Source organism: Streptomyces sp. NRRL S-378 (assembly GCF_000720645.1).
GTDB lineage: Bacteria > Actinomycetota > Actinomycetes > Streptomycetales > Streptomycetaceae > Streptomyces.
In genome coordinates this window covers 1-13607 of sequence record NZ_JOBX01000020.1, presented here as the reverse complement: position 1 = coordinate 13607, position 13607 = coordinate 1, and the positions used below count along the sequence as shown (strand labels likewise).

Genomic DNA, 13607 nt, shown 5'->3' with positions numbered 1-13607 from the left:
CGTACACCCGATCGAGTGGTTGTGGGCGGTCAGTCCCAGGCTCCCACGTCGACCGGAAGGTCCGCGATCTCGGTCAGGTCCGCGGCCGTGAGCCGCAGCTGCGCCGCCTGCGCGTTCTCCACCGCCCAGTGCGCACGGTCCGCGCCGGCCACCGGCACCACCTGCGGGCCCTGCGCCAGCACCCAGGCCAGGGCCACCTGCGCGACCGTGACCTCGGGCCCGTGCCGCAGCGCCACCCGCCGCAGCCCCGCCACCAGCACCTGGTTCGAGGCCATCGCCTCCGCCGTGAACCGCGGGTGCCGGGCCCGGACGTCCTCCGGCTCGAAGCCCTCGCCCGGCCTGAGGGTCCCGGTCAGGAACCCGCTGCCCAGCGGCATCGCCGCCAGGAACCCCACCCCGCGCGCCGCGCACCACGGCAGCAGCTGCCGCGCAGCCTCCGGCGACCACACCGACAGCTCCGCCTGCACCGCGCTCACCGGGAAGACCTGCTGCATCCGCTCCAGGTGCCGCAGCGTCGTCCGGTACCCGCGGTCACCGCGCCGCCCCGCCCCCGGGCCGGCCCCGGCACCCAGCGCACAGAAGCCGAGCGCCCGCACCTTCCCGGCGCCCACCAGCTCCGCCATGGCCCCCCAGGTCTCCTCCACCGGGACCTCCGGGTCCACCCGGTGCAGCTGGTAGAGGTCTATGACGTCGGTGCGCAGCCGCCGCAGCGAGGCGTCGCAGGCCCGCCGCAGGTAGCCGGGCCGTCCGTCCGCTACCACGTGCTGGTCGCCCGCCCGCAGCCCGACCTTGGCCGACACGAACGCGTCGGACCGCCGCTCCCGCAGCACCCGCCCCAGCAGCAGCTCGTTGGTGAACGGCCCGTACACATCGGCCGTGTCCAGCAGGTTCGACCCCAGGTCCAGCGCCGCGTGCACGGCGGCCAGCGACTCGTGCCCCCGTCGCCGCGAAGGCGTGTACGCCCAGCTCATCGGCATACAGCCGAGGCCGACGGCGCCCACGCTCAGCGCCCCCGCCCCGATCGACCTGCGCTCCACCCCTGCGTCCCCCTCCGCTCCGGCAACCAAACTAACGGCTTGATCAAGACGGCTTGGCATAGCCTCGTGATCATGACTGCAACGCCCGGGGACGTCTGGCTCCCCTTCCCCGCTGAAGAGGTCGCAGGCCTCCCCGACTCCTTCCGGTACCGCCAGTGGGACGGCGAGGACGCCTTCCCGGCCGATCCGGCCGACTGCGTCTTCTACGCGGCCCCCTACATGAAGTCCGCCGAGGTCACCGTGCGCCCGCTCGCCGCGATGCCGGCCGTCCGGGTCGTCCAGACCCTGACGGCCGGCATCGACGACGTACTGGGCCGCCTCGGAGACCTGCGCCCGGGGGTACGGCTGTGCAACGCCGTGGGGGTCCACACGGCCAGCACCGCCGAGCTGGCCCTCGCGCTGACCCTCGCCTCCCTGCGCGGCATCCCCGGCATGGTCCGCGGGCAGGACCGCGAGGAATGGCGCTCCGGCTTCTACGACGCCCTCGCCGACAAGTCAGTTCTGATCATCGGCTACGGATCCATCGGCTCGGCCATCGAGGACCGCCTCGTGCCGTTCGAGTGCGCACGGATCGAACGGGTGGCCCGCTCGGCGCGGACCACCGCACGGGGGCCGGTGCACGCCATCGCCGACCTGCCCCGGCTCCTGCCGCAGGCCGACGTGGTGATCCTCGTGACGCCCCTGACCGACGCCACCCGGGGGCTCGTGGGCGCCGGGTTCCTCGCCCGGATGCAGGACGGCGCCCTGCTCGTGAACGTCTCGCGCGGCCCGGTCGTCGACACCAAGTCCCTGCTGGCGGAGGTGGAGTCGGGCCGGCTGCGCGCGGCGCTCGACGTCACCGACCCGGAACCGCTGCCCGCCGGCCACCCGCTCTGGCACGCTCCCAACGTCCTGATCACGCCGCATGTCGGCGGCAGCAGCTCGGCGTTCGAGCCGCGGGCCAAGCGCCTCCTGGCACGCCAGCTCACCCGCTTCGCCGCCGGAGAGCCCGTGGAGCACACCGTGCTGATCACCGAATGACCCCCGCGGAACGACCTGCGCGACGTTTACGCTCCGCAGTCGTTCGAATGCGCGCCGTCGCTTCAACTCCCCGGTCGGTAACGGAGCGTAGAGCAACTATGTCCCTGAGTGACGAAAGTGGTGTATCGTCCGGAAGAAGGGGCTGCGCCGGGAACGTCTGGCGCTGGGGAGTGATCGGACACTTTGGGGGGCGACGGGCGATGCACGGCCAATGGACGAAGGACCCGACGCGGCACAGCCGCAGAAGGCGACGCTGCCGGGACTGGGCCGCGCCGGAACCAGCCGGCGAGGGGGACCGGTGAGCACCCCGGGGGCGGCGCTCCTGGACCGGCCGTCCGTATCGGGCGGAGGCAGGTGCCTGGCGATGCAGCTGGTCCTCGCGGTCGTCAGCGGCGGGTACGCCGTCGGCGCCGCCCTCAGCTGGGGGTCGGAGGAAGTCGCCGAGATCATGGGCGACTTCGGACTGAGCGCGGCCGGACTGCTGGCCGCCGTCTCCTGCTACACCTACTCCCGGACGATCGACAGCCGGGAACGCCCCGCCTGGCTGCTCTTCGCCTTCTCCTCCCTCATGGGCGCCTGCGGCAACGCCGTCTGGGGCTGGTACGAGGTGGTCCTCGGCCAGGACGTGCCGAAGCCCTCGCTCGCCGACTTCGCCTTCCTCTGCTTCGCCCCGCCCGCCATCGTGGGCCTGCTCGTCCTCGCCAAACGCCCGGTCACCCGCGCCGGCTGGGTCTGTCTCGGACTCGACTCCTGGCTGATCGGCGGCTCGCTGCTCACCCTGTCCTGGAGCCTCGCGCTGGCCCACGCCGCGCGCACCGCGCAGTCCGGGGCCCCGGGCAGCGTCCCGCGCGCCGCGCTCTCCCTCGCCTACCCCCTGCTGGACATCGCGCTCGTCTCGATGGTCCTCGTCCTGCACTTCCGGCGGAGCGAGACCAACCGCTCCGCCGTGAACACCGCCATCGCGGCGCTGGCCCTGACCGTCCTCAGCGACGCCCTGTTCACCTCGCCCCTGCTGAGCGCCGAGTACCAGTCCGGACAGCTCCTCGACGCCGGCTGGTTCGCCGGCTCGCTGCTGCTCGCGTACGCGCCCTGGGGCGCCCGGGGCATCCACCAGGGCCCGGTGCCGGCCGGCCCCCCGCGCAGGGACCGCCCGCACAGCCGCCCGATCACCGGGTCGCTGCCCGCCCTCACGCCGTACCTCGCGGCCGCCGTGTGCACCCTCGGCATCCTCTACAACGTCGTGGACGGCCGGAAGGTCGACCGGATGGTCGTCTTCACCGGCTGCACGGTCGTGCTCGCCCTCGTCATCCGGCAGGGCATCATGCTCCTCGACAACATCGCGCTGACCCAGGAACTGGCCCAGAAGGAGAACCACTTCCGCTCCCTCGTCCAGGGTTCCAGCGACGTGATCATGATCGCCGCACCCACCGGGACCCTCCGCTACGTCAGCCCGGCCGCCGCCGGGGTCTACGGCCGCGAGGCGGAGGAGCTGGTCGGTACCGAACTGGCCACCCTGATCCACCCCGACGACCTCGGCAGGGTGGTTCACGAGGTACGCCGCTTCCTCGCCGCACCGCCCACCGAGGAACCCACCACCCGCATCGAATGCCGCTTCAAGTCGGGCGGCGGCGAGTGGCTGAACGTGGAGTCCACCGTCAACCGCCACCAGGGCGGCCTCATCCTCAACAGCCGGGACGTCACCGAGCGCGTCCGGCTCCAGGCCCAGCTCCAGCACAGCGCCGAGCACGACCCCCTGACCGACCTGCCCAACCGGGCCCTCTTCACCCGGCGCGTGCGCCAGGCCCTGACGGGCCGCCGCGCCGGCGACCACAGCACCGCCGTCCTCTTCATCGACCTCGACGGCTTCAAAGCGGTCAACGACACCATCGGCCACCAGGCCGGCGACGAACTGCTCGTCGAGGCCGCCCGCAGGCTCCAGGACTCGGTCCGGGCCGGGGACACCGCCGCCCGGCTCGGCGGCGACGAGTTCGCCGCGCTGATCCTCGGCGACGGCAGCCGCGACCGCAGTGCCCGCGAGTACCAGGCCCGCGAGATCGCCGACCGGCTGCGCACCCGGCTCTCCCAGCCGTACCGGATCGGCGGCAACGAGGTACGCGTGGCCGCCAGCATCGGCGTGGCCTTCGCCGACCCCGGGATCACCCCTTCGGACCTGATGCGCAACGCGGACCTCGCGATGTACCGGGCCAAGGCCGGAGGCAAGGACCGGGTCGAGGTGTACGCCCCCCAGATGCAGGCCGAGGTGGTACGCAAGGCCGAGCTGGCGGGCCGGCTGCGCACCGCACTGCACGAGGGCGAGTTCGCCCTGCTCCACCAGCCGGTGGTCTCGCTGGCCACCGGCGAGATCGCGGCCGTCGCCGCGCAGGCGCGGTGGCGGTCGGCCCAGGGGATCCTCTTCACCCCGGCGGAGTTCCTCCGGGTGGCCGAGTACAGCGAGGGCGTGGCGGGCGGCGCGGCCGGCACGGGCCCGGACGTCTCGCGCACCGCCGAGCTGGGGCGCTGGCTGCTGGAGGAGGCCGTCGAGCAGGCCGCCGACCGGCACCGTGCCGGACACGACGTGCCGGTGGCCGTGCGGATGACCGCCCAGCGGCTCCTGGACAGCGCCATGCCGCTCGGCTCCGTGGAAGCGCTCCTGACCCGGCACGGCCTGCCCTCCGGGGCCCTGGTGCTGGAGCTCGCGGTGTCCGACCCGAGGGTCCCCTTCGACGACCTGGAGCGCCGCCTGGCCGCCCTGCACCGGCTCGGGGTGGGGATCGCCCTGGACGGTTTCGGCAGCGGTTACGCCGCCATCAGCGCCCTGCGCCGGCTCCCCGTGGACATGCTGAAGCTGGACCGGGGGCTGGTGGAGGGGGTGGTCGAGTCGGCCCGCCTGCACAAGATCACAGCCGGTCTCTTGCGCATCGCAAACGACCTCGGCATGCGGTCGGTGGCCGACGGCGTGGACCTGCCGGAGCAGGTGGCCGCGCTGCGCGCCATGGGGTGCACGCACGGCCAGGGGATGGCCTTTTCCGGCCCCCTCGACGAGTACAGGCTGCGGCGCGCGCTGGTGCGCGGTACGTTCCCAGTACCGGGCGGAGCGGCCCAGCACGCACTGGCGGGCGGCTCCTCCGGGGGCTCCATGGTCATCCGCAGAGGCTCACATAATGAGACGCCCGTCCCACCTACTTGACATCACCCTCCCGCCAGAGGGAGGGTCAATGCCATGCGCACCCGAATTCTCGTACTTGGAAAGCGCGTCGGCTGAAGCTGGGGCCTGCATGTCCCCGCTCAACACACCCGACGCGCTCCCCTCGCTTGCCTCCTGGCACGAGGGGTTTTTTGTTGCACTGGCACAGAGTCGAATCCGCGTAAAACCCTCAGCTTCGAGAAGAGAATGCCGATGACCGAGCAGGCCACCGGGGCCCACCATCCGCAGCCGCGGCCCCGTTCCGGCGGACAGCAGTCCGCCGCAGTTGAGCACGTCACGGGTGCGCAGTCCCTCATCCGCTCTCTCGAAGAGGTGGGGTGCGACACCGTCTTCGGGATTCCGGGAGGCGCCATCCTCCCCGCGTACGACCCGATGATGGACTCCAAGAAGGTCCGTCACATCCTGGTCCGCCACGAGCAGGGGGCCGGCCACGCCGCCACCGGCTACGCCCAGGCCACCGGCAAGGTCGGCGTCTGTATGGCCACGTCCGGCCCGGGCGCCACCAACCTGGTCACCCCGATCGCCGACGCGCACATGGACTCCGTCCCGCTCGTCGCGATCACCGGCCAGGTCTCCTCCAAGGCGATCGGCACCGACGCCTTCCAGGAGGCGGACATCGTCGGCATCACCATGCCGATCACGAAGCACAACTTCCTGGTCACCAAGGCCGAGGACATCCCCAAGACGATCGCCGAGGCGTTCCACATCGCCGCCACCGGCCGTCCCGGGCCGGTCCTCGTCGACATCGCCAAGGACGCCCTGCAGGCGAAGACCACCTTCGCGTGGCCGCCCTCCCAGGACCTCCCCGGCTACCGGCCGGTCACCAAGCCGCACGCCAAGCAGATCCGCGAGGCCGCCAAGCTCATCTGCCAGGCCAAGCGCCCGGTGCTGTACGTCGGCGGCGGCGTCATGAAGTCCGGCGCCACCGCGGAGCTGAAGGTCCTCGCCGAGCTGACCGGCGTCCCGGTCTGCACCACCCTGATGGCGCTGGGCTCCTTCCCCGACAGCCACCCGCTGCACGTGGGCATGCCCGGCATGCACGGCAGCGTCACCGGTGTCACCGCGCTCCAGAAGTCGGACCTGCTGATCGCGCTCGGCACCCGCTTCGACGACCGCGTCACCGGCAAGCTGGACAGCTTCGCCCCCTTCGCCAAGATCATCCACGCGGACATCGACCCGGCCGAGATCGGCAAGAACCGCGCCGTCGACGTCCCGATCGTCGGTGACGCCCGCGAGGTCATCGCCGACCTGATCCAGGCGGTCCAGGCCGAGCACACCGAGGGCAGCGCCGGCGACTACACCGCCTGGTGGAACGACCTCAACCGCTGGCGCGAGACGTACCCGCTGGGCTACGACCTGCCCGAGGACGGCAGCCTCTCGCCGCAGCAGGTCATCGAGCGGATCGGCGCGCTCGCGCCGAAGGGCACGGTCTTCGCGGCCGGTGTCGGCCAGCACCAGATGTGGGCCTCGCACTTCGTCAAGTACGAGGAGCCCCGCACCTGGCTGAACTCCGGCGGCGCCGGAACCATGGGCTACGCGGTCCCGGCCGCGATGGGCGCCAAGGTCGGCATGCCCGAGCGCACCGTCTGGGCGATCGACGGCGACGGCTGCTTCCAGATGACCAATCAGGAACTGGTCACCTGCGCCCTGAACAACATCCCGATCAAGGTCGCGATCATCAACAACGGTGCGCTGGGCATGGTCCGCCAGTGGCAGACGCTGTTCTACAACCAGCGGTACTCCAACACCGTCCTGCACGCCGACGAGACCGGTCACGACACGGTCGGCTCCCAGCTCGGCGAGTCCACCGCGCCCCGCAAGGGCACGCGCGTCCCGGACTTCGTCAAGCTCTCCGAGGCCATGGGCTGCGTGGCGCTGCGCTGTGAGGACCCGGCCGACCTGGACAAGGTCATCGCCGAGGCCAACGCCATCAACGACCGTACCGTCGTCATCGACTTCATCGTCCACGAGGACGCCATGGTGTGGCCGATGGTCGCCGCCGGCACCTCCAACGACGAGGTCATGGCAGCCCGGGGCGTCCGTCCCGACTTCGGCGACAACGAAGACGACTGAGCCGAGAGAGCCGAGAGAGAGAACGCCCCACATGTCCAAGCACACGCTCTCCGTCCTGGTCGAGAACACGCCCGGCATCCTCGCCCGGATCGCCGCCCTGTTCTCCCGCCGCGGGTTCAACATCGACTCCCTCGCGGTCGGCGTCACCGAGCACCCCGACATCTCCCGCATCACCATCGTCGTCAACGTCGAGGACCTCCCGCTGGAGCAGGTGACCAAGCAGCTGAACAAGCTGGTCAACGTGCTCAAGATCGTCGAGCTGGAGCCGCACAACGCCATCGAGCGCGAACTCGTCCTGGTGAAGGTCCGCGCCGACAACGAGACCCGTTCGCAGATCGTCGAGATCGTCCAGCTGTTCCGCGCCAAAACGGTCGACGTCTCCCCGGAGGCGGTCACCATCGAGGCGACCGGCGGCTCCGACAAGCTCGGCGCCATGCTCAAGATGCTGGAGCCGTTCGGCATCAAGGAGCTCGTGCAGTCCGGCACGATCGCCATAGGGCGTGGCGGACGGTCCATCACGGACCGCAGCCTGCGCGCGCTCGACCGCAGCGCCTGACCCGTACCGGCGCGGCGGCCGAGGCCCGTCGCCCGCGGTACGACGCCCTCCCGGGCCGCGGCAGACACGCTCGGCCCGCATAGCGAGACCGACAGACTCAGATTCCGTTCCCCGCCGTACGGTGGGAGCAACACCAGCGCACCAAGGAGATATCCCAGTGGCCGAGCTGTTCTACGAGAACGACGCCGACCTGTCCATCATCCAGGGCCGCAAGGTCGCGGTCATCGGTTACGGCAGCCAGGGCCACGCCCACGCGCTGTCGCTCCGTGACTCCGGCGTCGACGTCGTCGTCGGCCTGAAGGAGGGCTCGAAGTCCAAGGCCAAGGCCGAGGAGCAGGGCCTGAAGGTCGTCCCCGTGGCCGAGGCCGCCGAGTGGGCGAACGTCATCATGATCCTCACCCCGGACCCGCTGCAGGCCGAAATCTACGAGGAGTCCATCAAGGACCACCTCAAGGAGGGCGACGCGCTCTTCTTCGGCCACGGCTTCAACGTCCGCTACGGCTTCATCAAGCCCCCCGCCAACGTGGACGTCGCGCTGGTCGCCCCGAAGGGCCCCGGCCACCTGGTCCGCCGCCAGTACGAGGAGGGCCGCGGCGTTCCCTGCATCGCCGCTGTCGAGCAGGACGCCACCGGCAAGGCCTTCGACCTGGCGCTCTCCTACGCGGCCGGCATCGGCGGCACCCGCGCCGGCGTCATCAAGACCACCTTCACCGAGGAGACCGAGACCGACCTGTTCGGTGAGCAGGCCGTCCTCTGCGGTGGTGCGTCCGCGCTGGTCAAGGCCGGTTTCGAGACCCTGACCGAGGCCGGCTACCAGCCGGAGATCGCCTACTTCGAGTGCCTGCACGAGCTGAAGCTCATCGTCGACCTCATGTACGAGGGCGGCCTGGAGAAGATGCGCTGGTCGGTCTCCGAGACCGCCGAGTGGGGCGACTACATCACCGGCCCGCGCGTCATCACCGACGCCACCAAGGCCGAGATGAAGAAGGTCCTGGAGGAGATCCAGAGCGGCAAGTTCGCCGAGGAGTGGATGGCCGAGTACAAGGCCGGTCTGCCGAAGTACAACGAGTACAAGAAGGCCGATTCGGAGCACCTGCTGGAGACCACCGGCAAGAAGCTGCGCAAGCTGATGAGCTGGGTCGACAGCGACGAGAGCTGATCTGGTGGCGGCGGGGCCGGGACGACGATCGTGTCCCGGCCCCGCCGTACATCACCCGGCGCAACGGCACCGGCCGCACCGGTGACCGGAGCGCCGGACCGGGGCCCTCGCGGGCGTGGCTTGTCCACCTCGGCCAACCACGGAAGAGTGATCCTTCCGTACAGGCGGAAAACCGGTCCGCCCGCGCCACTACACTGCTCAACACATACGCGTCAGGCCCACAGTGTCGTGCGTCTTCCACGCGGCTACCCCCTCCACCGCCTGCGGCCGTCGGGACGGCCGTCCGCACTGGACTTGTGAGGATGACCCACGTGAGCTCGAAACCTGTCGTACTCATCGCCGAAGAGCTGTCGCCCGCCACGGTGGACGCGCTCGGTCCGGACTTCGAGATCCGGCACGTCAACGGAGCCGACCGCGGGGAGCTGCTGCCCGCCATCGTCGACGTCGACGCGATCCTCGTCCGCTCCGCGACGAAGGTCGACGCCGAGGCCATCGCCGCGGCGAAGAAGCTGAAGGTCGTCGCCCGTGCCGGCGTCGGTCTGGACAACGTCGACGTCTCCGCCGCCACCAAGGCCGGTGTGATGGTCGTCAACGCCCCGACCTCGAACATCGTGACCGCGGCCGAGCTCGCCTGCGGCCTGCTGGTCGCCACCGCCCGCAACATCCCGCAGGCCAATACCGCCCTGAAGAACGGCGAGTGGAAGCGGAACAAGTACACGGGCGTCGAGCTCAGCGAGAAGACCCTGGGCGTCGTCGGCCTCGGCCGCATCGGCGTCCTCGTCGCCCAGCGCATGTCGGCCTTCGGCATGAAGATCGTCGCGTACGACCCCTACGTGCAGCCCGCGCGCGCCGCCCAGATGGGCGTCAAGATGCTGACGCTGGACGAGCTCCTCGAGGTCGCCGACTTCATCACGGTGCACCTGCCCAAGACCCCCGAGACCCTCGGTCTCATCGGGGACGAGGCCCTGCACAAGGTCAAGCCGTCCGTCCGCATCGTCAACGCCGCGCGCGGCGGCATCGTGGACGAGGCCGCGCTGTACTCGGCCATCAAGGAGGGCCGCGTCGCAGGCGCCGGCCTCGACGTGTACGCGAAGGAGCCCTGCACGGACTCCCCGCTCTTCGAGCTCGACCAGGTCGTCTGCACCCCGCACCTCGGCGCGTCCACGGACGAGGCCCAGGAGAAGGCCGGTGTCTCCGTCGCCAGGTCGGTGCGCCTGGCCCTCGCGGGTGAGCTCGTACCGGACGCGGTCAACGTCCAGGGCGGCGTCATCGCCGAGGACGTCCGTCCGGGCCTGCCGCTCGCCGAGAAGCTCGGCCGCATCTTCACCGCCCTCGCCGGCGAGGTCGCGGTCCGCCTCGACGTCGAGGTCTGCGGCGAGATCACCCAGCACGACGTCAAGGTGCTCGAACTCTCCGCGCTCAAGGGTGTCTTCGAGGACGTCGTCGACGAGACGGTCTCCTACGTCAACGCCCCGCTGTTCGCGCAGGAGCGCGGCGTCGAGGTGCGCCTGACCACCAGCTCGGAGTCCCCGGACCACCGCAACGTGGTGACCGTGCGCGGCACCCTGTCGGACGGTCAGGAGGTCTCGGTCTCCGGCACGCTCGCGGGCCCGAAGCACCTGCAGAAGATCGTGGGCATCGGCGAGTACGACGTGGACCTGGCACTCGCCGACTACATGGTCGTCCTGCGCTACACCGACCGCCCCGGCGTGGTCGGCACCGTCGGCCGCGTCCTCGGCGAGGGCGGCCTGAACATCGCGGGCATGCAGGTCGCCCGTGCGGAGGAGCACGGCGAGGCCCTCGCGGTCCTCACCGTCGACGCCGAGGTTCCGGCGAACGTCCTCGCGGACATCGCCGCCGAGATCGGCGCCGCCTCGGCGCGCACCGTCAGCCTCGCCTGACGCCGCCACGGCAGTGACCTGAGGAAGGGCCCGGGGGAGACCCCGGGCCCTTCCGCGTGCCGTACCCGTCGCCGGCAGACAGGCGGCGGAACCGGCCTGCTCGGCGGGCTGCGCCCGGCTGGGCGCGAGCAACGCACACACCTCATAGACGCTCGTGTAGGACGCTGGTGCAGGACAGCCGTATGGGACCGTCGTACAGGACACTTGTCTTGCTACGGTCGGGCCATGGGACACCGTGACGATCTGCTCGAAGGCGCCAAGAAGTGCCTGGTGGAGAAAGGGTTCGCACGCACCACCGCGCGCGACATCGTCAGCGCGTCGGGGACGAACCTGGCCTCCATCGGCTACCACTACGGCTCGAAGGACGCCCTGCTCACCCAGGCGTTCATCGGTCTGATGGAGGAGTGGGGGGCGGTCTTCCAGGACGACCCGGCCGGTGAGGGCGGCTCGCTGGAACGCTTCCGGGCGCTCTGGGAAGGAGTCCTCGGCCAGCAGGCAGAATCCGCGCCCGTCTGGGCGGCGAGCCTGGAGGTGGCGCTCGGCCGGGACCAGCGGCCGGAGCTGCGGGCCGTGCTCGCGGCCTCGCAGGCCGAGGGGCGCCGCGGGCTGGTCTCCATGCTCACCGGCACCCCGGAGGACGAGCTCGACGAACGGGACGTGCGCACCCTGGGCTCCTTCTACCAGGCCCTGCTCGACGGCCTGATGATCCAGTGGCTCGTCGACCCGGAGTCGGCCGCCACGGCCGAGGAGTTCACCGAAGGCATGCGCCGGGCCGCCGAGGCGGCGACCCGGCCGCAGGCGTAGCCCGAGGTGCTCACACCGTGATGACCACCTTCGCGCGGGCGTGTTCCACTTCGAGGTACCGGATGGCCTCGGGAGTCTTGCGCAGCGGGTAGGTGCGGTCGACGGCCGGGGTGACCCGGCCCGATTCGATGAACTCCCGCAGCACCGCGAGGTTGCGCCGGTCCGGCGTCGCGGTGAGGACGAGCAGCCGCCGGCGGACGAAGGGGGCGAGCGCCCGGCCCTTCATCAGCAGGGCCATCGGCCCGACCGGGCTCCCCCCTTCGGACGTCCCGCCCCCCGAGAGCACCAGCGTGCCCCCGGGTGTCAGCGCGCGCAGGTACGCGGCGAGCGTCCGGTTGCCCACCAGGTCGAGGACGAGGTCGTGGCGCCGGCCGGTGCGGGTGAAGTCCTCCCGGGAGTAGTCGACGACGTGGTCGGCGCCGAGCGAGCGCACCAGCTCCGCGTTCCTGGTGCCGCACACGCCGGTCACCTCGGCGCCGAACGCCTTGGCGAGCTGAATGGCGAAGGTCCCCACCCCGCCTGACGCGCCGTTGACCAGGACCCGCTGCCCCGGCCGCAGGCGCCCCAGGTCGCGCAGGCCCATGAGCGCGGTGTTCCCCGCCAGCGGGACCGCGGCCGCCTGTTCGAACGTCAGGTTCGCCGGCTTCGGCTCCACCGCGTCGGCAGGGGCGCACACGTACTCGGCGAAGGCCCCCTCGGCCTCGCCGAACACCTCGTCGCCCGGGCGCAGCCGGGTCACCTCCTTGCCGACCGCCTCCACCCGGCCCGCGAAGTCGGTGCCCCGGATCCGCACCTTCGGGCCGCGCAGGCCCAGCACCAGGCGGGCCAGGTAGGGGTCGCCCCGCACGAGGTGCCAGTCGCGGGCGTTGACCGAGGCCGCGCGGACCCGTACGAGCACGTCCCGGTCGCCGACGGCAGGACGCTCGACCTCCCTCAACTGCAGTACGCCGGGGGAGCCGTACCGGTCCTGGACGATCGCCTTCATGGGGCCTCCGTGGCCGCGCCGGCCGGAGCGGAGGGCTCCGCGAGAAGGGCGGCCGGCGCTGTCCGCGACGCTAGGGTCCCGGCGGCCACCGGGGCATCGGGGACGGCCCCGGGCGGTCCCGGAGATGACCCTCAGACCAGGCGGGAAGCCTTCAGGGCCATGTGCAGCAGCAGGCGGTCCTCGCCCGAGTCGAGGTCGAGGCCGGTCAGCTGCTCCACGCGGCCGAGGCGGTAGTAGAGGGTCTGGCGGTGGATGCCGAGGGCTGCGGCGGCGCGGCCCGCCTGGCCGGCGCAGTCCAGGAACACCTCGGCGGTACGGGCGAGTTCGCGGTGGGCGGGCGCGAGCAGGGGCCGGGCCGCCGGATCGTCCACCGGGTCGGCGCCCAGGCTCGCCAGCAGCCGGTACGGCCCGATCCGCGACCACTGGGCGACCGGGCCGAGCCGGGGATCGGCGACGGCCGCGCGGGCCGCGGCGACGGCCTGCTCCCAGGCGGCGGGCAGGTCGGCGAGCCCGCGGACGGGGTCGGCGACTCCCGCGGTCATCCGGTGCGGGCCGGCCGGCAAGGCGCCCGCCGGGGCCCCGGAGGTCCCGGGTGCGGCCGGCGCGGGCCCGGTCGTCGCGGACCGGGCCGCTGCGGACCGGGCCGGTACGGGGCCGGTCTGTCCGCCCGCCGATGCCGCTAGCGCGGTGGCTCCGGCCGACGTCCTCGCCGCCGCCCGTTTCTGCGGTCCGGCGCCGCCCGCAGACGAACCCGCGCCGGCCGTCGCCGGTTCCGGCGGGCGGGGCAGCAGGCGTGCCACCGCGGTCAGCGCCGGCGCCAGTGCGTCCGTCGAGCGCAGCCGCAGCAGTACGGCCAGGGCCAGGCCC

At 71.9% G+C, this 13607-nt stretch carries 10 protein-coding genes; 7 read left to right on the top strand and 3 right to left on the bottom strand.

Annotated features, from left to right (window positions below; all coding sequences use genetic code 11):
* Nucleotides 1-29: 29 nt before the first annotated feature.
* Nucleotides 30-1037 (bottom strand): aldo/keto reductase, encoded by a 1008-nt coding sequence (locus tag IH80_RS0116625; RefSeq protein ID WP_030961258.1) that lies wholly within the window; start codon nt 1035-1037, stop codon nt 30-32.
* A 72-nt stretch (nt 1038-1109) separates the two neighbouring features.
* Here IH80_RS0116625 and IH80_RS0116620 point away from each other — a divergent pair, with 72 nt between their 5' ends.
* From IH80_RS0116620 to IH80_RS0116590, 7 genes are all read left to right on the top strand, one after another.
* Nucleotides 1110-2057, top strand: a complete 948-nt coding sequence (locus tag IH80_RS0116620; protein ID WP_030961257.1) for a 2-hydroxyacid dehydrogenase — start codon at nt 1110-1112, stop codon at nt 2055-2057.
* A gap of 298 nt (nt 2058-2355) precedes the next feature.
* Entirely contained in the window at nt 2356-5244 is a 2889-nt protein-coding gene (locus IH80_RS0116615) for an EAL domain-containing protein (RefSeq protein WP_037880192.1), read from the top strand.
* Nucleotides 5245-5448: 204 nt separating this feature from the next.
* A complete protein-coding gene (locus IH80_RS0116610) occupies nt 5449-7335 on the top strand; it encodes an acetolactate synthase large subunit (protein ID WP_030961254.1) in 1887 nt (628 codons plus the stop codon).
* 31 nt (nt 7336-7366) lie between these two features.
* Complete coding sequence (gene ilvN / locus IH80_RS0116605; protein WP_030027475.1) at nt 7367-7891, top strand: acetolactate synthase small subunit; 525 nt, start codon at nt 7367-7369, stop codon at nt 7889-7891.
* 157 nt (nt 7892-8048) lie between these two features.
* Nucleotides 8049-9050, top strand: a complete 1002-nt coding sequence (ilvC, locus tag IH80_RS0116600; RefSeq protein WP_030846905.1) for a ketol-acid reductoisomerase — start codon at nt 8049-8051, stop codon at nt 9048-9050.
* Nucleotides 9051-9361: 311 nt separating this feature from the next.
* On the top strand, nt 9362-10951 hold the full coding sequence (gene serA / locus IH80_RS0116595) for a phosphoglycerate dehydrogenase (RefSeq protein WP_030961253.1): 1590 nt from the start codon (nt 9362-9364) through the stop codon (nt 10949-10951).
* A gap of 225 nt (nt 10952-11176) precedes the next feature.
* Complete coding sequence (locus tag IH80_RS0116590; protein ID WP_030961251.1) at nt 11177-11755, top strand: TetR/AcrR family transcriptional regulator; 579 nt, start codon at nt 11177-11179, stop codon at nt 11753-11755.
* A 10-nt stretch (nt 11756-11765) separates the two neighbouring features.
* Here the strand turns inward: IH80_RS0116590 and IH80_RS0116585 are convergent, their stop codons facing one another.
* Nucleotides 11766-12740, bottom strand: coding sequence for an NAD(P)-dependent alcohol dehydrogenase (locus tag IH80_RS0116585; RefSeq protein WP_030961248.1), 975 nt, complete (start codon nt 12738-12740; stop codon nt 11766-11768).
* Nucleotides 12741-12871: 131 nt separating this feature from the next.
* Nucleotides 12872-13607: PucR family transcriptional regulator (locus IH80_RS46040; RefSeq protein WP_030961247.1), on the bottom strand; the 736-nt coding region annotated here is incomplete at its 5' end.